The sequence below is a fragment of the Paenalcaligenes sp. genome (assembly GCF_030152715.1).
Classification (GTDB): Bacteria; Pseudomonadota; Gammaproteobacteria; order Burkholderiales; family Burkholderiaceae_B; genus Paenalcaligenes; species Paenalcaligenes hermetiae.
In genome coordinates, this window is record NZ_JASLIX010000113.1 from 1 (window position 1) to 22401 (window position 22401).

Sequence of the window (22401 nt, forward strand, 5' to 3'; positions counted from 1 at the left end):
GCCATGGTGGGAGTCCAATTCCATGAGCAATTTTGCTAACGAAGCTCTAGGTGCAAATAAAAACTATTTACAAACCGGGCTGCACTATGCAGCGCTTCAACGCCAATACAATGCAGCAACCGCCACGCCCCACTCCGCTGCTCAGGCACTAGCGCTGAGCCCGGATACGCTTGCGAAACTGGAATATGACTTAAATGAAGCCGATACCCAATGGCAACTGGCTCGCCGTAATGTACACGTAGCCTTTAGTAATTTTGCCTCGGGTTTTTATCGCATGATGAATGAACCCACTAGCCGCCAATATAATGTGGCCTTGCTGAATAATTTACTAATTCAAAACCATGTGCTGGCATCCCAAATCAGTGCCGCTGTCCCACTGCTGGCCTCATTAGCAGAGATCCCTCCAGGAATCGAAACGGCGTTGGTAGCTATTGAGCGTGAGCTAAATAATGCCGATGCACCACCAGTGGGGTCGTTAGAGACGGAGGGGGATTTTGCAATGCTAGCTTATCCATTACGACAAATGATAAAAGCCGCACAGCTGATCCGACAAGATATGCGCGGCTTAGTATTGAGCTCTGGACCACCCACCCCTACCCAGCTAGATCTACTTAAACCGATTCCGGTCGACGAAAAACCAACTTCGTCGCTGTAGAGACTTCAGGGGTATAACGATAGCCATCGCTATTAAACCCCTGTAGCTCCTCCACATGTTGCACTTGGTTATCAATGGCATAGCGCACCATCAGCCCACGCGCTTTTTTGGCATAGAAGCTGATGATTTTCCAATCCTCGCCCTTTTGATCTTGGAAAACACACTCCACTACTGAAGCGCGTAATGATTTGGTATCCACCGCTTTGAAATACTCGTTGGATGCCAAATTCACTACCACCGGATTCGGATCAGCCTGTTGAGCAAAATGCTGATCGATATAGGTCGCTAATTGGCTCCCCCAGTACTCGTAGAGATTTTTACCTTGAGGTGTAGCAAGCCGTGTGCCCATCTCTAGCCGATATGGCTGCATTAAATCCAAAGGTCGTAGCACCCCATAAAGGCCGCTTAACACCAAAACATGTTGCTGCGCCCATTGCAGTTGTGCATCGGATAGCGTTTTCGCTTGTAGCCCCTCGTAAACGTCCCCATCAAAAGCCAAAATCGCTTGACGCGCATTATCCAGCGAAAACTCAGGTGACCAATCCGCATAGCGCTGTACATTCAGCGTAGTTAACGCATCGCTTAATTTCATTAGTTTTTGCACTTGCTCTGGCGTTTGCTCTCGTAAGACTGAAATCAAAGCTTGAGCTTGGGGAATGAATTGCGGTTGCGTATGTAAGGTTGTACGCACTGGCGAATCATAGTCCAGTTTTTTAGCAGGAGATAATAAAAATAGCATACTGACTTCCTGTTTTAACGCGCCGTCCAGCCACCATCCAGCGTCATCGTTGTACCTGTCATCTGCTCAGCGGCCTCTGAACACAAAAAGACCACCGCCCCCCCAATTTGAGCTGGTGTCACAAACTGCAAGGAGGGTTGTTTTTCAGCAAGAAGCGCTTTTGCCGCGGTTTCTATGTCACAGTTATTTTTGGCAGCCAAAGCTTCAATTTGAGCCTCGACCAAAGGCGTGCGGACCCACCCTGGGCAAATCGCATTACATGTAATCCCTGAGCCAGCGTTCTCTAGAGCAGTGACCTTAGTCAAGCCGACCACACCATGCTTAGCAGCCACATAAGCCGATTTGTTTTCTGAAGCCACAAGACCATGCGTAGAGGCGATATTAATAACACGCCCCCAGCCTTTTTTCTGCATATGTGGTAAAGCCGCTGCCGTCGTGTGGAACACTGCGGATAGGTTTAAGGCAATAATTTGATCCCAGCGGTCAACAGGAAAATTTTCAATGCGGTCTGTATGCTGGATACCAGCGTTATTCACTAAAATATCAATACCACCTGTTAACTGAGCTGCTTGTTGAATAAACTGGCGCGTGGTTTCAGGCTGACTGAGGTCGGCATGCAAATAATAGGCTTTCACATCATTTTGGAGCTCGATATTCACGCGAAGTTTTTCAATCTCATCCGCATCACCAAACCCATTTAACACCACATTTGCGCCATGCGCGGCCAATTGTTGTGCAATTGCTAACCCAATCCCACTGGTGGAGCCGGTAATAACAGCGGTTTTATCAGTAAGCATATATTTCTCCAGATAACTGTGGTGTTGACCACGAAAAGAACCTATTAAGTGTAACGCGTCACCCTAAAAGGGAAAACCGATTTTATCTATTTAAAGGGCTGGTCTTTTTAGTGGTTTTTCTGCTAGAATGACTGCTTTACATTTTTAGTAAAAAATGAATGCGGACAGGTGGCAGAGTGGTCGAATGCGCTGGACTCGAAATCCAGTATACGTGCAAGCGTATCGTGAGTTCGAATCTCACCCTGTCCGCCACCCTATATCCAATCCCGTGCCTAGGCGCGGGATTTTTTTTGCCCAAAATATGCTTGCCAAGCACGTGGTTGGCTTTTATATTAGTTAAGACAACATCGTTAATGATTTGTCACCCGTGCATTTTAGGCGGGTCTCTTTTTAAGGAGTCCGTTATGCATATTCAATCTTTCCAATGGGTTATTGATCAAAACGCGGATGGGCGTATTAGCTACTGGGAAACCTGGGAAACCGTGCGCTGGGCCTTCCACCTGCCGGGTAATCTTTTCATTGAACTCTTGGGCCAATTTCCAACTCTAGCTAACCTTTTACATATCTCGGCTTCAAGCGCTACGGGCTATGCCAGCTTAAATAGCTTATTAAGCAAAGCCCTTTCTTTATTTGTTTGGTTAACCCTTATGGTATGGCTACTTAATCGTAGCTCTCGTCCAAAACGGCAAAAACACTACCTAGACGAAAACTCTGGTACACAGCCTTTACTTTTACCGATGCCCAAAGATTACCCCGTACTACGTAATCGTCACTAAATCATATATAAGCCCGCTCTAAAGCGGGCTGTTTATATTGTTCTTTTACTGATTTTTCATCTATGACAAACCCAGCTTAGGCTGGGTTAAATAAACTTAAGCCTCAGTGGGGTAAAGATGTGTTTTCCCCCCCATATAAGGGCGCAAGACCTCTGGGATCACCACACTCCCATCGGCTTGTTGATAATTCTCTAAGACGGCGACTAAAGCACGCCCTACCGCTAAACCAGAGCCATTTAGCGTATGCACATATTCTGGACGCCCTTTTTCGGGACGGAAACGCGCCTGTAAACGTCGAGCCTGAAACGCCTCGCAGTTAGAAATAGAAGAAATCTCTCGCCACGTATTTTGTGCGGGCAACCACACTTCTAGGTCATACGTTTTGGCAGCAGAAAACCCCATATCCCCAGCGCATAAAGCCACCACACGATACGGCAAGCCCAAGCGCTGTAAGATGCTTTCAGCATGGCCTACCATCTCTTCCAGTGCAGCATACGAATGCTCAGGATGCACGATCTGAACCATTTCCACTTTATCGAACTGGTGTTGACGAATAATCCCTCGTGTATCGCGCCCACCACTACCGGCTTCGGAACGGAAACAAGGCGTGTGTGCCGTTAAACGCATGGGTAGCTCTGTCGAAGCTAAAATCTCATCACGCACGGTTCCTGTCAAAGTAATTTCCGATGTGGAAATCAAATAAAGGTCCTCGGCAGGGCCCTCTTCCTCGTCCGTATGGTTCTGCCCACCTTTGGTGACCCAAAACATATCCTCTTTAAACTTAGGTAACTGTCCGGTGCCATACAAAGTAGAACTATTTACAATATAGGGGGTATAGCATTCGGTATAGCCATGCTCCTCGGTTTGCACATCCAACATAAATTGTGCTAGGGCCCGGTGTAGTTTAGCCATCTGCCCACGTAACACCATGAATCGAGCCCCTGAGAGTTTTCGTGCTGCCTCAAAGTCCAAGCCCAGTTTTTCGCCTACAGCAACATGATCTTGGGTTTCAAAATCAAAAGGGGTAGGCAAAGCATCCGCTGCTGCATTTCCAGGTACCCAACGACGCACCTCTACATTCTGCTCCTCGGACTCACCAACAGGAACGGAAGCATGGGGTAAGTTAGGAATACCGCTCAACCACTCGTGCAGCTCGGACTGGATGGCAGTCAATTCTTTTTCTAGTTCATGCAGCTGCTGCGGAATGGCCTTGGACTCAGCCATTTCTTTAGAAGCGTCTTCGCCTTTCGCTTTTAGCTGCCCAATGAGTTTAGACACAGTGTTACGACGCGCCTGGAGGTTTTCTGTTTCGACTTGTACGGCCTTACGACGCGACTCGAGCCGGTTAAAACGCTCCGTATCAAAAACAACCCCACGAGTGGCCAAGGCCGCTACGACCTCATCTAAATTTTTACGCAACAGTGTAATGTCTAACATAACAATAGGCTCAAGGAATGATAAGAATTAAAGAATTGTAGCGAAATCAGCGCGAATAATTAAGCTTAGGAGGTTTTTTTAGAGCGTGCCTGCCGATCCAGCTCGGCTAAAAACTGTAACTTCGCTTTGATTTTTTGCTCTAAACCCCGATCGGTTGGCTGATAAAAGCGCGGCTTTAAACCGTCAGGAAAATAGTGCTCGGCCGCCGCATAACCATGGGGTTCATCATGGGCATACCGATAAGCTTTGCCATGCCCTAGCTGTTTCATGAGTTGAGTTGGCGCATTGCGCAAATGCACAGGAACCGGGGCACTGCCATGCTCTGCAGCAAAACGGCGCGCTTGATTGTAAGCCATATAACCCGCATTGCTTTTCGCCGCAACCGCCAAATAAATCACAGCTTGTGCCAAAGCGAGCTCGCCCTCGGGTGAGCCTAGCCGCTCATACGTAGTGGCTGCATCATTCGCTATTTGTAGCGCCCGAGGATCCGCCAAACCAATATCTTCCCAGGCCATGCGCACAATACGACGTGATAAATAGGAGGCATCAGCGCCACCATCAATCATCCGACAAAACCAATATAATGCGGCATCTGGGTCCGAACCACGCACGGACTTATGCAACGCGCTGATCTGGTCATAGAATGCATCGCCCCCTTTATCAAAACGGCGTAAACTTTGTGATAAGGCTTGTTCCAAATAGGCTTGATCAACCGTTTGCACCTGTGCCGTTTGTGCTGATTCGGCCACTACCTCTACGGCATTAATCAAGCGTCGCGCATCGCCATCAGCCCATGTTGCTAACTGTTGTTTCGCTTCTGGCGTAAACACCAAATCCGCCTGAGCATCATTAACATACACGGCCACCGCTCGATTCGCTAAAACGGTTAGCTCCTCGACACTCAAGGGTTGGAGCACATAAACGCGTGCTCGCGACAGTAGCGCCGAGTTGACCTCAAAAGATGGGTTTTCTGTTGTAGCACCGATAAACGTTAGCAAACCGCTTTCTACATAGGGCAAAAACGCATCTTGCTGGGCTTTATTAAAACGATGGACTTCGTCTACAAATAAAATCGTACGTCGCCCTTGGCCTTGGGCCACTTGGGCTTTGACCACCGCATCACGAATGTCTTTAACACCACCAAGCACTGCAGAAATTGCAATAAACTGGGCATCAAAACCATCCGCCATCATACGCGCCAAGGTCGTTTTCCCCACCCCTGGGGGGCCCCAGAAAATCATAGAATGCGGGCGACCCGAGGCAAAGGCGACACGCAACGGCTTGCCCTCGCCGATGAGATGGCTTTGCCCCACAACCTCATCCAGCTGACGCGGGCGCAAGCGTTCTGCCAACGGAGCATAGTTTTGAGGCGAGGAAGATTGAAAAAGGTCGGGTTCCATACACTAGGGTAACGTCACCACATCCACATCGGCTGGTGGCGTAAAGGTAAACATATCCGCCGTTAAATCCACCTTGGTTTGTAGCTGACTTAGCGTGATGCGTGTTTGCTGCCCAAACGCATCTAACAACACCAGCTGGACAGGAGTACCTGCCTGAAAGCCTATATCCATATAGTCAAAGCCAGCATCCTTGCTTTTAGGTGTGGCACGCAGCCACAAAAGCCCATCTTGTTCTGGACGATCCGACAAATGAAAACTTTGCTCTAGCTGCCCCGAACCAAACAAAATAGCAGCAGGAGATGTGCCGATAGCCTGATCCACACGGCGCTGAGTAAGCTGATTTAAATCGGGGTCATATTGATAAAGCTGCTTACCATCAGACAAAACTAGCTGCTCATAAGGCTTAAGTACCTGCCATTTAAACTTTCCAGGGCGTTGAAAAGCAAACTCTCCCGCTTGCTCTGGCCGTGCTTGCCCTTGTGCGTCCATGGTGTGCTGCGTGAATTTACCTGTGGCACTGCGAACCTCTTGTACAAACTGTCGTAACTGATCCGTAGCGCTTTGCGCATAAAGCGAGGCACTGACACAAAGCGCACTCGCTACAACCGCCATTTTTTTCCAAAATGAAATCATCATGTTGACCTTGTCAAATAAAAACGCATGGGGTTATTCATCGGCATGCGGAACAAGAATCTCTCGACTCCCATTGGGTCCCATCGGCGATACAATGCCGGCTTTTTCCATTTGCTCTACCAAGCGCGCGGCACGGTTGTAACCCACACGCAACTGGCGCTGCACCGCAGAAATCGAAGACCGCTTGCTCTCTAACACAAAAGCAACCGCTTGATCATAAAGCGGGTCCGTTTCTGTGTCTGCAAAACCCGTAATCGCATTGAGCCCATCACCGGTTTCCCCTGGAGCGCCGCCTTCCAGAATGCCTTCAATATAATCGGGCTCGCCTTGCTCTTTTAAGTACTCGACGACCCGATGTACCTCATCATCGGCTACAAAAGCACCATGCACTCGGATCGGCACCGAAGTACCTGGTGGTAAATACAACATATCCCCTTGGCCTAATAAGGTTTCTGCCCCCATCTGATCTAATATCGTGCGCGAATCCACTTTGGATGATACTTGAAAAGAAATACGGGTAGGGATATTGGCTTTGATAAGCCCAGTAATCACATCCACACTGGGACGCTGTGTGGCTAAAACCAAATGGATCCCCGCTGCACGCGCCTTTTGCGCTAAGCGTGCGATGAGTTCTTCGATTTTTTTACCTGCCACCATCATTAGGTCGGCAAGTTCATCAATAACCACCACAATAAATGGCAGCGTTTCTAATGGTTCGGGGGCATCTGGCGTTAAAGAAAAAGGATTGGGAATGGATTCCCCTTGTGCTTGAGCCTCTTTAATTTTGTTATTAAAGCCCGCAAGATTACGCACCCCCATTTTACTCATGAGCTTATAGCGTCGCTCCATTTCGTTCACGCACCAGGTCAACGCATTCGCCGCCTCGCGCATATCGGTTACCACGGGAGCCAGCAAATGAGGAATGTCTTCGTAGATGCTCATTTCCAGCATTTTGGGATCAATGAGAATCATACGCACCTGATCTGGATTTGCTTTATACAGAATGGATAAAATCATGGCGTTAATCCCCACAGATTTCCCCGACCCTGTCGTACCCGCTACAAGCAAATGTGGCATGCGCGCTAAATCCGCCACCACGGCGTGCCCAGCAATATCTTTACCTAAGGCCACCGTTAAAAGGGACTTGCTGTTAACAAAACTTTCCGAGCCGATGATTTCCTCAAGACGAACCATCTGCCGCTGTGGATTAGGCAGCTCCAGACCCATTAGGTTTTTACCAGGAATGGTTTCCACCACACGTATATCGACCAAGCTCAACGAGCGCGCTAAATCCTTTGAAAGGTTGACGATCTGATTTCCTTTTACCCCTGTCGCCGGCTCAATCTCATAACGCGTAATCACGGGTCCAGACTGAGCCTCCATGACGGTCACATTCACCCCAAAATCACCTAGCTTTTTCTCAATTAAACGGGAAGTAAACTCCAGCGTTTCCTCTGAAATTGGTTCACCTAAGGCTTCGGCGGGGTCTAACAGGTCAAGCGGCGGCAAACCGACCTCGGTAGGTAGCTTTGCGGCTTTAGTCACTGTTACCTGGGTTTGCTTCTGTATAGGACGAACAGGCACCGTATCCGGTTCAGGCATAACATTCGCCGGAGTTGGATCTGGATCATCAAAAATAGGATGCTTATAAGGACGAGAAGGCGGATCGGCCACCAAAGAAGCCGCTTGGCTCGTTGCCCCCCCACCCAAAGTTGGCTCAGCACGTGTCTGGATTTCCGTAGCAGTTAATACAGGCTCCATACGCTCTGACGTTTCTGTTTGCTCTGGCTTATGCTTGGCTAGCAAGCTTTTTTTGCGGTTAGCGCTATTTTCCTGCCCAACCCGACGGTCTTCCCATGTGGCCTTTTGACGCATGAGCCAGAAAAACGCCTGCTCTACCCAGCTACCGATTGTCTCGGCAACATTTAACCAAGAAAAGCGGAAGAACCAGCTCGCACCAATACATAGAGCCAAAAGCAGCACAATAATACCGCCGGCCATCCCTAGGTACAAAATCAGGAAATGAGCGAGTAACTGCCCAACCTGGCCACCCGGCCCTGCCGGTAGATCTAAACCTATGCGACTTTGCAAGGCCTCAAAGCCTATTGCACCGATCAATAGCAAAACAAAGCCCACCCCAAGCTCCCACGGCACGCGCGGTAGGGGTTCTTGAATTTTTGCACTAGGCATTACAATAGAGGTAATACGATAAAAGCCAACGATTAACCGTTGAACCAATAGTGCTACCCACAACCAGGTGCTATAGCCGAACAGATAATACAGAATATCGGATACATAAGCACCCAGCTTGCCGCCTTGGTTATGGATACTGCCTGCGTGTAAAGATTGCGACCATGCCGGATCGGAACTATTCCACGTAAACAGAACCAAAGATAACCAAGTAGCAAGCAATAAAAACACCACCCAACGCGCTTCGCGCATTAGGGTGCTCAGTCGTTGTTGCCAAATAGACGGCCCATTACGGACGTTTTTTGCAGATCGATTTGAAGTTACAGGTATTCTAGCCATGACTCATTATAATTGGCTGGTCATTGATTTTTGGGAAATATAAATATGTCTACTGTTAAGCACGCTAAAGTTTTAATCCTCGGCTCTGGCCCTGCTGGGTATACGGCAGCCATCTATGCTGCTCGCGCTAATTTAAATCCGGTTTTAATTACCGGTCTAGAACAAGGTGGGCAGCTAATGACAACCACCGATGTAGAAAACTGGCCAGCCGATGCAAACGGTGTTACAGGCCCAGATCTCATGGCTCGCTTCCAAGCCCATGCGGAACGCTTTGAAACTGAGCTCATCGTAGATCAAATTGTATCGGTAGATTTAAAGCAGCGTCCATTTACTTTACAAGGTGACAGTGGCAACACATACACATGTGACTCACTGATTATATGCACAGGTGCCTCAGCCATGTACCTTGGCTTGCCTTCAGAACAAGAATTTATGGGTCGGGGCGTGTCTGGTTGTGCCACCTGCGACGGTTTTTTCTATAAAAGCCAAGACGTTATCGTCGTTGGTGGTGGAAACACAGCCGTTGAAGAAGCATTGTACCTGTCCAACATTTGTAAAACCGTAACATTAGTTCACCGTCGCGATACCTTCCGTTCCGAGCCCATCTTAACCGACAAGCTCATGGATCGTGTTGAAAACGGCAATATTAAACTGAAACTGTTCTACGAGCTGGATGAAGTCTTAGGCGATGCTTCGGGTGTCACAGGAGTGCGTTTGCGCAACAATCAGGACAATACCACCGAAGAGCTTGATGTCATGGGTGTGTTTATTGCTATCGGTCACCACCCCAATACCGAGCTTTTCAAAGACCAGCTAGAAATGGATAATGGTTATATTATCACTCGCAATGGGCGCGAGGGTTTAGCCACCATGACTTCTGTTCCCGGCGTTTTTGCAGCTGGCGATGTTCAAGATACCATTTACCGTCAGGCTATTACCAGTGCGGGCACCGGTTGTATGGCCGCCTTAGATGCACAGCGTTGGTTAGAGAGTGAAGGCAAATAAATCCCCCTCCTTTAAGCAGCTTAAGCAGCTTAAAACCTTGCGCAAACAATTGCGCGCTCAACCCTCTGCACCGCCAAGGGAAGAGCGCGCTCGTCTCGCCTCAACGGGCGAGACTTTTGCGTCTATGCAGTCCCCTACCCTCCCTAGCTCTCCACTACAAGCCGAGGATCAAGCCTTATTTCGACAAGCTGTCAAAGGGGTAATACCACTTAAAGCCACCCCTCGTCATCATCCACGCCCTGCCACTTCCAAGCCCTACAACGCCGAAAAGCGCCAACGACAGCAGCATGCGATGGGGCAAAGCCATTTAACCGCTTTACACGCCACCTCTGATTTTTATGACCCTTGGGATAGCGCAACCACACCTCTTGCCGAGTACCTTAATCCTATTTGTGGCACAGATGTATTACGGCATCTTAAAAAAGGGCGCTGGCCAATTCAAAATAGTATTGATCTACACGGCGCAACAGTAGATCGAGCTCGTATTCGTTTAGATTATTTTTTACAACATAGTCTAGCGGAACAGTTCCGATGCATACGTATTGTGCACGGAAAAGGCTATGGCTCTAAACAAGCCGGCCCAATTCTACCCACCACGGTAAGACGTTGGCTTAGTCAATTGGACTTTGTGCTTGCTTTTACCAACTGCGAACCACACGAAGGAGGAAGCGGCGCAGTCAAAGTCTTACTACGGCATTCTGCCCGCCATTAACATCATGAGCTGGACTTATTTATCTATTGCTATCGTGGCTGAAATTATTGCCACCAGTGCCTTAAAAAGCGCAGAAGGCTTTACTCGACTTTGGCCTTCCCTAGTCACAATAGTGGGCTATGCGATTGCTTTTTTCTGCTTATCTTTATCTTTGCGACATATTCCTGTGGGCATTGCGTATGCCATTTGGTCAGGGGTAGGAATTGTCGCAATTTCGATTATTGGTTTTGTTTTATTTAAGCAATCGCTTGATCTGGCCGGCTTTATCGGTATTGGACTCATTGTCGCTGGGGTTGTTGTACTTAACGTTTTTTCTAAAAGCAGTCTCTAGCTAGCCTACTAGAAAGCACAAAAGCCAATCTGGATTTCAGATTGGCTTTTGTGGGTTTTATTCTAGTTATAGGTACTGCTAAGCCGTTTTACGGCACCGCCCTTTTGGGCTGTTGTCGTCTCCTCACCTGCATGTAGCTATTGTGCCTTATCTTTTAGGCTTTGACACTTAGGGTATGCACTAGGTTTATAGCCCTAATAAGCTTTACTAATACTTGAAGTTACTTATCTAAAAACTGAAACGCCTGTGCTAAAGCCTGAATCTGTGCTTCGCCCTGATCCTTATCTATGGTCTCACGGCGTCGAGCACGTGCCGTTTTCACCTGCAGCTGCACATCAAGCTCAGCAAGCACCTGTAACACCATCCCTAATTCCGCCCGCGGCTTCCCTTTTTCAATATCAATAAGCCACTGTCGACTTGCACCGACTTTTTCTGCTAACTGCGCTTGGCTTAATCCTAATGCCCGCCGTCGATTACGAATTAATAACGCAAAGTCCTCTACGGTTTGCACAGACTGCATAGTGAATACTCCTTAGCGTGTCATCGTTCGTCTACAGTGTACTACCAAAACCCCTTAATATCTGAAAAATCTACAACCAAAGTCGCGTATTAGAAAAGCCATACTAAACGTATATTGATGACACAGAGCGTATACATACGCCACCTTATTGCCTAATGCAATAAACCCTTAACGATGCAAAAAAACATCAAGGAGACAATCATGAGTTCATCGCGCGATCTCGTCGCAGAGGTGATCCGAAATCCTAAATATCAAGAGCTATTACAACGACGCAACCGTATTAGCCTGACTTTTTTTGTGATCACTCTCATTATTTATGCGGGTTTTATTTTAACGTTAGCTTTTGACCCTGAACTATTTGGACGTCCCATTGGCAACATGACCATCAGTATTGGCGTATTTACCGCAACCCTAGTATTAATCAGCGCCAGTATTTTAGTTGCTTTGTACGTCTATTTATCTAATAAGATCTTTGACCCACTACTCAAAGACATTATTCAGGAGATCCAAAAATGAACAAATGGCTCTCTTCGTTGATTTTGCTCGCTGGGTCCTCATCCTTAGCCCATGCGGCAACAGAAAACAAAAGTAATACTTCCGCCATTATTATGTTTTTGGTGTTTATTGCGGCCACCATGGTTATTACCTGGTGGGCTGCCAGACGCACTCAAACCACCTCTGATTTCTATACAGCGGGGGGCGGTATTACGGGTTTTCAAAATGGCTTAGCGATTGCGGGTGACTACTTATCTGCTGCCTCCTTTTTAGGGATCGCAGGTATGGTCTATGTTAGCGGCTTTGACGGTATGATCTATGCCATCGGCTTTATGTTTGGCTGGCCAACCGTAATGTTTTTAATTGCTGAACGACTACGCAACCTGGGTCGCTACAATTTTGCCGACGTTACCTCATTTCGTCTAAAACAAACCCCTATGCGTATTTTGGCTGCGAGCGCATCCCTTTTAATTATCGCTCTCTATCTGATCGCCCAAATGGTAGGGGCTGGTAAGCTTATTGTTTTACTCTTTGGTATTGACTATAAGCTCGCCGTGGTCATCGTCGGATCTCTCATGATGATCTACGTGGCCTTTGGGGGGATGACGGCAACCACTTGGGTCCAAATCATCAAAGCTGTGCTCATGCTATTTGGCGCTACTCTTATGACCTTTTTGGTGTTAGCGGCTTTCCGCTTTAATGTGGATGAGCTCTTAACCGAAGCCGTCACGGTACACCCCGATGGTCGTGGTATTTTAGCTCCAGGCTCTTCTGTCAGTGGCAACCCGCTTAATGCTCTGTCTTTAGGAATTGCGCTGGCCTTTGGTACGGCTGGGTTACCGCATATTTTAATGCGATTTTTTACCGTAGCAGATGCCAAAGAAGCACGTAAATCCGTAATTTGGGCTAGCAGCTTTATTGGTTATTTCTATATTCTGACCTTTATTATTGGTTTTGGGGCAATTGCCTTACTAGTACAACATCCCGAATACTACATCACGGACGCCGATGGCAATTTTGATATGATCAAAAGTCTAATTGGTGGTACGAATATGGTGGCGGTGCATTTAGCGAACGCCGTCGGGGGCGACTTACTGCTTGGGTTTTTAGCGGCCGTAACCTTTGCTACGATTGTTGCCGTTGTCGCGGGGTTGGCTCTAGCCGGTGCTGCAGCGATTTCCCATGACCTCTACGCTAACGTCATTGCCAAAGGCGAGGCCACTGAGCACAACCAAATGCGCATTTCTCGAATCTCTACTGTTGCGCTCGGTATTTTGTCTATTATTCTAGGCATTGTGTTCGAAAACCAAAACGTCGCGTTTATGGTTGGTTTGGCTTTTGCTATCGCCGCTAGCTCCAACTTCCCCGTCTTGGTGCTCTCCATTTCTTGGCGTGGTTGTACGACTCGCGGTGCAGCAATTGGTGGTTTCCTCGGTTTAATTACGGCTACGATTTGGGTAATGTTAAGCTCTACGGTGTGGGTAGACGTCTTTGGTTTTGCTGAGCCAATTACGCCTTTCCCCAACCCGGGTATTCTATCCATCCCTTTAGCTTTTGGTGCAATCTGGTTATTCTCTGTCCTTGATAAAAGCCCAGAGGCTACCCGTGAAAAGGTTGCTTTCGATGCACTTACCGTACGTAGTCAAACCGGTTTAGGGGCCAGCCAAGCAAGCGCTCACTAAGCTGTCTTTTTGACTATTATTAAAGGGAGCCGCGGCTCCCTTTGTGCTTTATGGCGTATACAACAATGAACGAACTACTTATTGCGGATGATCATCCTTTATTTAGAGAGGCTCTGCGTGGGCTCGTTACTAAACTTTATCCTAGCGCGACCATTTATGAAGCGAATACCATTAGTTCGTTATATGCTCTTGTCGAAGATCGCCCCAACGCAGATTTACTGTTATTAGATCTAACAATGCCAGGCGCCGCCGGCTATAGCGCACTGGTACACCTGCGCGCCCAACATCCTCTTTTACCTATTGTGATTATCTCTGCTCACGAAGACCCGGTGCTTATGCGCCGAGCCATTGATCATGGAGCGATGGGGTTTATTCCTAAGTCTGCTGATAGCCAAACACTCAGTGTGGCCTTACAACAAATTCTTTTAGGGGATACATGGCTACCCGAGGAGGCCCTCGCATTGCCCCCCATTAGCCCTGATGAGAAAAAAGCCGCACAGCTACTCAGCGAGCTCACACCACAACAATTTCGCGTATTACAAATGGTCAGCACTGGTCAGCTTAACAAGCAGATCGCCCATGAATTAGGCGTATCTGAGGCGACGATCAAAACCCATATGACGGCTATTTTACGCAAGCTAGGGGTAAATAATCGCACCCAAGCTGTTCTCATTGCCAACCAGCTTTTATTGCAAAACCAAACGGATACGGGGCAATTTTAACTACGATAATGGGCTGCCAAAAAAGACCGCAACGAGGCCGGCTTAACTGGCTTGGTTAGCACCAAATACCCACGCTGGCGGGCACGTTGTTTTAACTCATCACTGCCATCCGCGGTCAGTAACGCACCATGCAAATGACGCGCATTTTCTCGTAAAGCATCCAATGCATCCAAGCCATCTAGCCGATCATGCAAATGAAAATCCACCAAAAGCACCTGAGGATCCAAATCCATCTTGGTTAAGGCCTCATCAATTGTGATCGCCGTGATGACCTCTACCCCCCATTGCGACAATAGGGCCTGCATACCCATTAAAATCTCCACATCATTATCCAGGCACAACACGCGTAAACCAGCTAAAGGAAGCTGTAAGTTTTGCTTAGCTAAAGCACTCACGGGGGTCGGTTCATGTTTTTGAGCAAGAGGAACTTGAATACTAAACATACTGCCTTTACCTACCGTAGACTGGGCTCGCAACGCATGCCCTAATAAAGCCGCGATACGCTGACAAATGGATAAGCCAAGCCCCAAACCCCGCTCTCCCCAATCAAAACTTTGTTCATAACGATGAAACTCGGCATATATTTGTTCAAGATGATGTGGTGGAATCCCTTGGCCGCTATCCCATACTTGAAATTCGACTTGATCGCCTCGGACTCGACCGGCAAGAATAATGCGCCCCTGCCGGGTATAACGCAAAGCATTCGCCATAAAATTCTGAAGTACGCGTCGTAAAAGGCGATGATCACTACGTACATAAACGGGGCGCATATACATGCGTAGTCGTAATTGGCGTCGTTGTGCAAGCGGTGCGTACTGCTCTAACAAGTCTTGCAAAAGCTCTTGCGCATCAAATACAGTAATTTCTGGTTTTAATGCACCTGCATCCAACTGGGAAATGTCCAGCAGCCCATCTAATAGCTCCTCGGCAGCACGCAAAGACGCATCGACTCGCTCGGCCAAATGCTGCATTTCTGTTGGGTCTTTGCTCCCATACAACGCCGAAGCAAATAAGCGCGCCGCGTTAATTGGCTGCAATACATCATGACTGACGGCCGTCAAAAAATGCGTGCGAGACAGTTGTGCCAACTCCGCTTCTTGAGTGCGCTCTTGAACACGCTGCTCTAGATTTTCGTTGATTTCTAAAAGCTCTCGTTCTACCCGTTTATATTCTGTGACATCGGTGTAGCTTGTCACATAACCCCCACCCGGCAAAGGCCGCCCCCGCAGCTCAATAACCTGCTTATTATTTAATGTGCGCTGAAAAACATGAGACGTGCCCGCACGCATAAAAGCAATACGCCGGCTCACCGCTTGCTCAATATCCTGCTCATCGCGATGTTGAATTTTTCCTCGCTTGGCATTAAAGCGAATTAAATCAGCGACCGGACGCCCCACGTACAACATACCAGCAGGATAATCAAAAAGTTGTTGATAACGTTGATTCCAAGCCACTAAACACATATCCGCATCTACAACGCTCACACCCTGATCCAGGTTTTCTAACGTCGCTAATAAAATATCGCGATTAAAACGCAGCTCTTGCCCTGCCTCATCTAGGATCGAGACAATTGCTGTAATCTCCATGCCAGTACCACGTAATGCGCTCGTTAATACTAAACGCGCAGAAGCCGCCCCAATCGCTGCCGCCAACATCAACTCGGTAAATTGAATCCACTCACTATCAGCGCGTAGATCTTGATGCAGCGCCTGTCCACGTCGCTGGGCCTCTTTATCAAAATCCCATTGTGCTTTTTTCTCTCCTACTAAGCGTCCCGCTAACGCCAATAAGTCTTGAACAAAAATCTCACCATTCCAAGCAGAAGCAGCCAAGCGACGGCGTTGCGCATAAGGATCCAAAAACGGCTCAACACGTAATCGGTCTCCTAGCCCCGGACGCTTATACAAAGACACGAGCAGAAATGCTGAGGTATTAAGTAGTAAAGACCAGAAAGTGCCGTGAGTTAAAGGGTCCCACCCAGTTAAACCAAACAGCTGATACGGCTTTAGCCACAACATGCCGAATAAACCATGTTGTAGCCAATCGGAAGCAAACCAACCCGACTCTGTTAACGCCGGCAGCATCAAGGTATACGTCCACACAGCAAAGCCCAGCACCAAGCCAACTTCTACGCCTTGACGACTTGCCCCCTGCCAGTACAACCCACCAATGAGCCCAGGAGCAAACTGCGCCACCGCAGCAAAAGCCATTAAACCGTAAGCGGACAAAGCTGTGTCACTACCACTACCAAAGTAATAACCATATGCGGCGGCAGCCACCACTAAAATAGCAAAACGCCGAATCCACAATACGGTCGCGGACATATCACCTTGTGGCTGCTGCGCCCACCCACGCCGTAATAATAATGGCATGATTAAATCATTACTGACCATGGTCGATAGGGCCACACTGGTCACAATTACCATACCCGTTGCCGCAGAAAAGCCACCAATATATGCAGCAAGCGCTAAAGTCATTTGGTTTTGCGATAGCGGCAAAGCCAACACAAAACTGTCTGCGGGTACACTGGCCTTATCACCAAATAAATGTACCCCTACCGCCGCAATGGGTAACACCATTAAGCTGACAATCACCAAATAAAAACCAAATAACCATCGAGCGCGGCGTACATCCACCACATCCCCACATTCCACGATCGCAACATGAAACTGACGGGGCAAACAAATAATGGCCGCAAAAGCCAATAGCGTTTGTCCTAAAAATCCAACCGGGGGGGCTTGCTCAACTAAAGTTTGCACCGCTCCATACACATCGAGTTGGTTTTTATTCGCCCAAATCAACGCAAAAAATCCAACCGCAATCAATGCAATGAGCTTAACCAGCGACTCAAATGCTACGGCTAACATCAACCCTGGCCGATGCTCCGTAGCATCTACCTGCCGTGTTCCAAACAGGATAGAAAACAGCGCCATGATAATCGCCACGTATAAGGCGGGGTCACCAAAAATGGTCGCTTGAATTTCTTTCCCTGTTAACACCGTTAAGCTCAAGGTCACCGCTTTATACTGCAAAGCCAAATAGGGCACTCCAGCAATCACAGCAATTAATGCCACTAAGCCTGCTAGACGCTGCGATCGCCCATAACGGCTGGCCATAAAATCGGCTATCGATACCGTATTTTGGGACTGCGCCACCAAAGCGAGTCGCTCAATTAAGCGCCACCCGAACATCAACATCAAAAAAGGGCCTAGATAAATAGGCAAATAGCCCCAGCCATAGCGAACTGCCGAACCAACCGCCCCATAAAAAGTCCATGATGAACAATAGACCGCTAACGCTAAGCTATAAACCGTAGGGCGCAGCCAAGGACGCTGAGTATATAAAGGGTGCCGATCCCCTACCCACGCAATCGCAAACAAAATAGCAGCATAGAGAAAAGAGGCAAGAATGACCCAAGCGGGCAACATACATATCTCCTACTTTGGTATAGCCTAATGACTTTAGGGGCTTTTTCTAGTTATATTAAGATCAATAAGCAACGGTCGCTACTATTAAAAACGCTTAGACATCACGACCAAAAAATACGGAGGATCTATGGAGTCAACACAATTACGTTTCGATCAATACCCCCAACAACCCCATGGGGGCACATTGGTCAATCAGGTCGTACCTGAACACCTACGCCAAGCTGAAATCGAACGCGCTCGCCAGTTGCCCTCGATTCGCGTGGACCTCGAGGCCATCATCACCATCGAAATGATCACCACTGGGGTGCTTTCGCCTAACAAAGGCTTTATGAGCGAGGCCGATTATTTATCGGTACTTAAAGACGGGCGCCTCAGTAACGGAACCATTTGGCCCGTACCCCTGAGCTTCGCCCCCATTGGGGACAAGAACGCAGAAACGATCAAGTCCTTAAAAATTGGGGATCAGGTTGCCCTTACGGATGCTAATAATGAACCCGTTGCCATCTTAGATATTGAAGATATTTTTGCCTATGACAAGGCGCATCGGGCACAAAACCTATTTGGCACCACTGATCGCAACCACCCTGGTGTCGACTCCATCTATCGCCGCATGGGGGATACGTCTTTAGGCGGTACCTTACATTTACTTAACCGCGTGGATTGGGGGCCTTTTGAAAAACTACGCCGCGAGCCCAAAGACACCTGGCATTTGTTTTACGAGGAATTAAAATTCAACTCGGTTGCTGGTTTTATTACGGGGGCGAACCCTTTACACCGCGGTCACGAATATATTCACCGTAATGCCCTCGAAGAAGTAGACGGCTTATTTTTACAACCCCTTGTCGAAATGGCTAAGCGCGAATACGTACGCCACGAATACCGCATGCTCGCTTATCGGAACGTGCTCGATACGTATTATCCAAAAAACCGCTCCATTTTATCGCCCTTGCGTGTTACCTATATTTTTGCGGGCCCGCGCGAAACCGTACTGCATGCCCTCATCATGAAAAACTATGGGTGTACTCATGCTCTTATCGGGCGAGACCACGCTGGTATCGGTAGTTATTACGATAAATACGCTAGCCATAGTATTTTTGACCAGTTTACCCCCGAAGAGCTCGGTATCGATGTCCGTCTCTTTCACGAGGTGTTCTACTGTGCTCGTTGCGCTTCGCATGCCACCACCCAGACCTGCTCGCATGACGAACGCTATCGCTTAAATATCTCTGGCACAGGCATACGCGAAATGCTGCGTCATGGCATTATCCCCCCCAAAGAGGTCGTACGCCCAGAGTCCGCGTTAGCCGGTATCCAAGGGGTACAACCTAAAGGCGTGGATGAAAATGCTGAGGGCACATTACCTGTCGCCAAAGTCATCCAAAGCATGTACCCCTTCTACGTTAACTACACGCGTTTAGGTGGTACAAAACGTCCGCAACCACTGGATCCATCTACTCTTAACGTGCGCGACCTAGAAGCCGCTACCTTAGATGCACGTAACCATGCAACAGACATCTATGCGGATGTTTATAGCGAATACAATGCGCTTCTCGACCATAACCGTAATCTACAACCCACTTGGCAGGAAGACGCACGTCAGGCCATGCGCGCTCAGCAAGAGCGTATCATTAGCGACCTAGAAGAAAAGCTGAAACAAGCTCCAGAGTCCGCCTCGGACGAGTTCATGTACCAAGACCGCGCCGAAGTCGAGCGCGAGCTTGCTGTAGCCAAAAAGCTGCTCGAGGAAATCCCCCCCTCCTTATGTCCCGAGGGGTTGCAAGAGCGCACCTGGAATATTCTGCCTTATAAGCGTTATCGTGGCGCTGATAACGACTGATCATTTTATCCATCATCCCTTACCCCAAGCCTTAATACATGCTTGGGGTTTTTTTATGTATGGGCGGTGCACCTATTTATAGCTCGCTTTCCTCTGCTTCTAGCCACGTGCCTCCAAGCAAATCCTGACAGCACTCCAACCACGCCCGTGCCGCCTGAGATAAATAACGACCATTCCATAACAACACTACCTGCCAAAATAATGGCTCCGACTCTTCAATCAAGCGATAAGTTAGCGTTTCAGGCAAACGCTGACAAAACGGCTCTGGTAATAGCGCCACCCCCAACCCAGCTTGCGCCATCGAAATTAACCAGTCCCACTGGCTGCTTTGTGCATAAATCCGTGGCTGTAATTGTTCTTTTGCAAAACGCTGTCGCAATAAACGCGTCAAACCAAAATCATCGTTCAATAATAAAAGTGGTTTTTTAGCGACTTGAGCTAGGCTTAACCCACTTTTGCTGCGTGGCAACAATTCAGGCGTGAAAATAGCATAAACAGGATAACTTGCCACCGCCTGCCCAACCACAGGTAAGTACTGGTCAATCGGCGCAATACTAAAACCTACATCCAGCTCATCTTTAGCCACTAACTGCTCAATCGCCGGTCCAGGCTGCTCTTGAATATGTAACGCAATGTTGGGATATTGCTCTCTAAAATGCTTCATCACATCGGTAAATAACAGATTGATCATAGGGGGAATACCGATATGAACGCGTCCTTTACGCAATGCCTGGATCTCGTGAACCTCTTTTTCCAAATGCAAAAGTGCATCAATAACCGCCGCCCCTTTTTCATAAAGCATCCGGCCGGTATCGCTCAACAGTAAGGGTTTTCCATTACGAATAATAAGCTGCTCTCCCATCTGATCCTCGAGGTTTTTTATCATTTTACTGACCGTCGACTGGCTAACCCCCAGCGATTGTGCAGCTGCGGTAAAACTACTTAAGCGCACCGTTTCTACAAAATAGCGCAACGCAATCACATTTAACATGGCATAGACAAAAGGAATGATATGCAAAGATTTTAGTCATATTTGTAATGCTATGCTGAACTCATAGTACAAAAACAACATATGATAGGAGCAATCTATGTGGCAGCAACGTATTCGTTTATCGAGCTTGCACAATAAAGTCATGCCAGCTGAGCAAGCGGTGCAGTTTATCCAAGCAGGCATGACAATCGGTATGAGTGGTTTTACCCGCGCCGGAGACAGCAAAGCCATTCCTATCGCTCTGGCCGCCAAAGCGGCAACACAAGGCCCATTAAATCTAACGCTTTTTACCGGTGCTTCCTTGGGTAATAACAGCGATGGTTTAATGGCAGAATCCAATGTGTTAGCTCGCCGCTCACCCTTTCAGGTCGATGCCACCATGCGACGTGCGATTAACCAAGGCAAAGTACTGTTCTATGACCAGCATTTATCCGAGCTCGCCGAGCATTTACGTGCAGAACCCGGTAAGCCCATTGATGTAGCTGTAATTGAAGCCGTTGCGATCACCGAAGACGGCCACATAGTGCCAAGTACTTCTGTCGGCAACTCAGCCAGTTTTGTTGCTCAAGCCAAGCAGGTGATTGTTGAACTCAACACCGCTATGCCCGCCGAACTCGAGGGCTTTCATGATATCTACTTACCTAAAAAACGCCCTGGCCGTGCCCCCATCCCATTAACCAGCGTGAATCAACGCTTAGGTACAAACGCTATTGCAGTTGACCCCGAGCGTATCGTCGCTATTGTGCTTACCGATACCCTAGACAGCCCTTCTACTGCAACTCCTCCCGACTCCGAAACGCAATCTATTGCTCAACACATTGTGCGCTTCTTAGAAAACGAAGTCGCTGAAGGGCGTCTAGATCACTCTCTCCTCCCGCTACAGGTCGGCATAGGTAGCATCGCCAACGCCGTCACTCAGGGGCTAGTGGAGTCTGATTTTAAAGATCTCACCATGTATTCCGAGGTCCTACAAGACAGCGCTTTTCATTTACTCGAATCTGGGCAGCTGCGCTTTGCTTCGGCATCCTCAATCACCGTAACCGCTCCTATGATGCAGCATTTTTTCAGCCATCTTGATCAATATCGGGATCGTATTGTGCTGCGTCCTCAAGAGATCAGCAACCACCCCGAAATCGTACGCCGTTTGGGGATTATTGCTATCAATGCCGCCTTAGAGTTTGATCTCTATGGCAATGTCAACTCCACCCATGTAAGCGGAACCAAAATGATGAATGGGATTGGTGGCTCAGGGGATTTTGCCCGCAATGCTCACCTATCTATTTTTGTGACCAAATCCCTGGCTAAAGGGGGAGCGATTAGTCGTGTAGTCCCCATGGTGTCGCACGTAGATCATTGCGAGCACGATGTGGATATTCTTGTCACCGAACAGGGCTTGGCTGATTTACGTGGTTTAGCCCCACGCGAACGAGCCGAGCTCGTCATCCAAAACTGTGTTCACCCAGATTACCAAGCCGCACTTCAGGATTATTTTGAGCGCGCTTGCCAACGTGGCGGTCATACACCTCACCTCCTAGAGGAGGCCTTATCATGGCACTTACGCTTTGAAGAGCACGGCAGTATGCACCAACAAGAAACAGCTAAAGCATAAGCCTATACACTATTTACCTGTCGTCTCCTTTGCGGTCATAACGTTTGTTATGGCCGTTTTTTTATTTATCTGACATAAAATGCTTGTGATTTCAAGATTATTA

At 48.1% G+C, this 22401-nt stretch carries 18 protein-coding genes, 1 tRNA gene and 1 pseudogene; 11 read left to right on the forward strand and 9 right to left on the reverse strand.

Annotated features, from left to right (window positions below; all coding sequences use genetic code 11):
* Positions 1 to 655: pseudogene (locus Q1V74_RS08860) on the forward strand (FUSC family protein); the annotation flags it as partial.
* Here the strand turns inward: Q1V74_RS08860 and yaaA are convergent.
* Both yaaA and Q1V74_RS08870 read right to left on the reverse strand, forming a co-directional pair.
* Complete coding sequence (gene yaaA / locus Q1V74_RS08865) at positions 612 to 1394, reverse strand: peroxide stress protein YaaA (RefSeq protein ID WP_300648239.1); 783 nt, start codon at positions 1392 to 1394, stop codon at positions 612 to 614. The pseudogene Q1V74_RS08860 and the gene yaaA sit on opposite strands and share 44 nt — an antisense overlap.
* Positions 1395 to 1408: 14 nt before the next feature.
* Positions 1409 to 2191, reverse strand: a complete 783-nt coding sequence (locus Q1V74_RS08870) for a 3-hydroxybutyrate dehydrogenase (protein ID WP_300648241.1) — start codon at positions 2189 to 2191, stop codon at positions 1409 to 1411.
* Between the two features lie 162 nt (positions 2192 to 2353).
* On the opposite strand from Q1V74_RS08870, the gene Q1V74_RS08875 reads away from it, so the two are divergent.
* Both Q1V74_RS08875 and Q1V74_RS08880 read left to right on the forward strand, forming a co-directional pair.
* Positions 2354 to 2443, forward strand: a tRNA-Ser gene (locus Q1V74_RS08875).
* A 152-nt stretch (positions 2444 to 2595) separates the two neighbouring features.
* On the forward strand, positions 2596 to 2967 hold the full coding sequence (locus Q1V74_RS08880) for a hypothetical protein (RefSeq protein WP_300648243.1): 372 nt from the start codon (positions 2596 to 2598) through the stop codon (positions 2965 to 2967).
* A gap of 96 nt (positions 2968 to 3063) precedes the next feature.
* Here Q1V74_RS08880 and serS read toward each other — a convergent pair whose 3' ends face one another.
* The 4 genes from serS to Q1V74_RS08900 all read right to left on the reverse strand — a co-directional run bounded on the left by serS (position 3064) and on the right by Q1V74_RS08900 (position 8966).
* Positions 3064 to 4404 carry a serine--tRNA ligase gene (serS, locus tag Q1V74_RS08885; protein WP_300648245.1) on the reverse strand — a complete coding sequence of 447 codons (1341 nt, stop codon included), beginning with the start codon at positions 4402 to 4404 and terminating at the stop codon, positions 3064 to 3066.
* A 65-nt stretch (positions 4405 to 4469) separates the two neighbouring features.
* Positions 4470 to 5804: a replication-associated recombination protein A gene (locus Q1V74_RS08890; protein WP_260649897.1), complete on the reverse strand. Its 1335-nt coding sequence runs from the start codon at positions 5802 to 5804 to the stop codon at positions 4470 to 4472.
* Between the two features lie 3 nt (positions 5805 to 5807).
* Complete coding sequence (gene lolA, locus Q1V74_RS08895; protein WP_300648283.1) at positions 5808 to 6437, reverse strand: outer membrane lipoprotein chaperone LolA; 630 nt, start codon at positions 6435 to 6437, stop codon at positions 5808 to 5810.
* 33 nt (positions 6438 to 6470) lie between these two features.
* On the reverse strand, positions 6471 to 8966 hold the full coding sequence (locus tag Q1V74_RS08900; RefSeq protein WP_300648248.1) for a DNA translocase FtsK: 2496 nt from the start codon (positions 8964 to 8966) through the stop codon (positions 6471 to 6473).
* 45 nt (positions 8967 to 9011) lie between these two features.
* On the opposite strand from Q1V74_RS08900, the gene trxB reads away from it, so the two are divergent.
* The 3 genes from trxB to Q1V74_RS08915 are packed head-to-tail and all read left to right on the forward strand — an operon-like array spanning position 9012 to position 11014.
* Positions 9012 to 9971, forward strand: coding sequence for a thioredoxin-disulfide reductase (gene trxB / locus Q1V74_RS08905; protein WP_300648250.1), 960 nt, complete (start codon positions 9012 to 9014; stop codon positions 9969 to 9971).
* On the forward strand, positions 9958 to 10683 hold the full coding sequence (locus tag Q1V74_RS08910) for a Smr/MutS family protein (protein ID WP_300648252.1): 726 nt from the start codon (positions 9958 to 9960) through the stop codon (positions 10681 to 10683). The genes trxB and Q1V74_RS08910 overlap by 14 nt, the downstream gene beginning before the upstream one ends.
* Before the next feature lie 4 nt (positions 10684 to 10687).
* Complete coding sequence (locus Q1V74_RS08915) at positions 10688 to 11014, forward strand: multidrug efflux SMR transporter (protein ID WP_300648254.1); 327 nt, start codon at positions 10688 to 10690, stop codon at positions 11012 to 11014.
* A 220-nt stretch (positions 11015 to 11234) separates the two neighbouring features.
* On the opposite strand, the gene Q1V74_RS08920 is transcribed toward Q1V74_RS08915, so the two are convergent.
* Positions 11235 to 11534 carry a helix-turn-helix domain-containing protein gene (locus tag Q1V74_RS08920; RefSeq protein ID WP_300648256.1) on the reverse strand — a complete coding sequence of 100 codons (300 nt, stop codon included), beginning with the start codon at positions 11532 to 11534 and terminating at the stop codon, positions 11235 to 11237.
* A gap of 201 nt (positions 11535 to 11735) precedes the next feature.
* Between Q1V74_RS08920 and Q1V74_RS08925 the strand changes: the two genes are divergently transcribed.
* The 3 genes from Q1V74_RS08925 (at position 11736) to Q1V74_RS08935 (ending at position 14433) form a co-directional block, all read left to right on the forward strand.
* Positions 11736 to 12050 (forward strand): DUF485 domain-containing protein, encoded by a 315-nt coding sequence (locus Q1V74_RS08925; RefSeq protein ID WP_300648258.1) that lies wholly within the window; start codon positions 11736 to 11738, stop codon positions 12048 to 12050.
* Positions 12047 to 13711, forward strand: a complete 1665-nt coding sequence (gene actP, locus Q1V74_RS08930) for a cation/acetate symporter ActP (RefSeq protein ID WP_300648260.1) — start codon at positions 12047 to 12049, stop codon at positions 13709 to 13711. The genes Q1V74_RS08925 and actP overlap by 4 nt, the downstream gene beginning before the upstream one ends.
* A 65-nt stretch (positions 13712 to 13776) precedes the next feature.
* Entirely contained in the window at positions 13777 to 14433 is a 657-nt protein-coding gene (locus Q1V74_RS08935) for a response regulator transcription factor (RefSeq protein ID WP_300648262.1), read from the forward strand.
* Here Q1V74_RS08935 and Q1V74_RS08940 read toward each other — a convergent pair.
* Positions 14430 to 17861: a PAS domain-containing hybrid sensor histidine kinase/response regulator gene (locus tag Q1V74_RS08940; protein ID WP_300648264.1), complete on the reverse strand. Its 3432-nt coding sequence runs from the start codon at positions 17859 to 17861 to the stop codon at positions 14430 to 14432. The genes Q1V74_RS08935 and Q1V74_RS08940 overlap by 4 nt on opposite strands.
* Before the next feature lie 127 nt (positions 17862 to 17988).
* Between Q1V74_RS08940 and Q1V74_RS08945 the strand changes: the two genes are divergently transcribed.
* The gene (locus Q1V74_RS08945) at positions 17989 to 19698 is read left to right on the forward strand and encodes a sulfate adenylyltransferase (protein ID WP_300648266.1); all 1710 of its coding nucleotides are present in this window, start codon (positions 17989 to 17991) and stop codon (positions 19696 to 19698) included.
* 76 nt (positions 19699 to 19774) lie between these two features.
* On the opposite strand, the gene Q1V74_RS08950 is transcribed toward Q1V74_RS08945, so the two are convergent.
* The gene (locus Q1V74_RS08950) at positions 19775 to 20689 is read right to left on the reverse strand and encodes a LysR family transcriptional regulator (RefSeq protein WP_300648268.1); all 915 of its coding nucleotides are present in this window, start codon (positions 20687 to 20689) and stop codon (positions 19775 to 19777) included.
* A gap of 97 nt (positions 20690 to 20786) precedes the next feature.
* Here Q1V74_RS08950 and Q1V74_RS08955 point away from each other — a divergent pair, with 97 nt between their 5' ends.
* Entirely contained in the window at positions 20787 to 22298 is a 1512-nt protein-coding gene (locus Q1V74_RS08955) for an acetyl-CoA hydrolase/transferase family protein (protein WP_300648270.1), read from the forward strand.
* The last annotated feature ends 103 nt before the right edge of the window (positions 22299 to 22401 follow it).

Coding starts and splice junctions, on each gene's coding strand:
- yaaA (WP_300648239.1), bottom strand. CDS start 1,394: ATGCTATTTTTATTATCTCCTGCTAAAAAACTGGACTATGATTCGCCA.
- Q1V74_RS08870 (WP_300648241.1), bottom strand. CDS start 2,191: ATGCTTACTGATAAAACCGCTGTTATTACCGGCTCCACCAGTGGGATT.
- Q1V74_RS08880 (WP_300648243.1), top strand. CDS start 2,596: ATGCATATTCAATCTTTCCAATGGGTTATTGATCAAAACGCGGATGGG.
- serS (WP_300648245.1), bottom strand. CDS start 4,404: ATGTTAGACATTACACTGTTGCGTAAAAATTTAGATGAGGTCGTAGCG.
- Q1V74_RS08890 (WP_260649897.1), bottom strand. CDS start 5,804: ATGGAACCCGACCTTTTTCAATCTTCCTCGCCTCAAAACTATGCTCCG.
- lolA (WP_300648283.1), bottom strand. CDS start 6,437: ATGATTTCATTTTGGAAAAAAATGGCGGTTGTAGCGAGTGCGCTTTGT.
- Q1V74_RS08900 (WP_300648248.1), bottom strand. CDS start 8,966: ATGGCTAGAATACCTGTAACTTCAAATCGATCTGCAAAAAACGTCCGT.
- trxB (WP_300648250.1), top strand. CDS start 9,012: ATGTCTACTGTTAAGCACGCTAAAGTTTTAATCCTCGGCTCTGGCCCT.
- Q1V74_RS08915 (WP_300648254.1), top strand. CDS start 10,688: ATGAGCTGGACTTATTTATCTATTGCTATCGTGGCTGAAATTATTGCC.
- Q1V74_RS08920 (WP_300648256.1), bottom strand. CDS start 11,534: ATGCAGTCTGTGCAAACCGTAGAGGACTTTGCGTTATTAATTCGTAAT.
- Q1V74_RS08925 (WP_300648258.1), top strand. CDS start 11,736: ATGAGTTCATCGCGCGATCTCGTCGCAGAGGTGATCCGAAATCCTAAA.
- actP (WP_300648260.1), top strand. CDS start 12,047: ATGAACAAATGGCTCTCTTCGTTGATTTTGCTCGCTGGGTCCTCATCC.
- Q1V74_RS08935 (WP_300648262.1), top strand. CDS start 13,777: ATGAACGAACTACTTATTGCGGATGATCATCCTTTATTTAGAGAGGCT.
- Q1V74_RS08940 (WP_300648264.1), bottom strand. CDS start 17,861: ATGTTGCCCGCTTGGGTCATTCTTGCCTCTTTTCTCTATGCTGCTATT.
- Q1V74_RS08945 (WP_300648266.1), top strand. CDS start 17,989: ATGGAGTCAACACAATTACGTTTCGATCAATACCCCCAACAACCCCAT.
- Q1V74_RS08950 (WP_300648268.1), bottom strand. CDS start 20,689: ATGTTAAATGTGATTGCGTTGCGCTATTTTGTAGAAACGGTGCGCTTA.
- Q1V74_RS08955 (WP_300648270.1), top strand. CDS start 20,787: ATGTGGCAGCAACGTATTCGTTTATCGAGCTTGCACAATAAAGTCATG.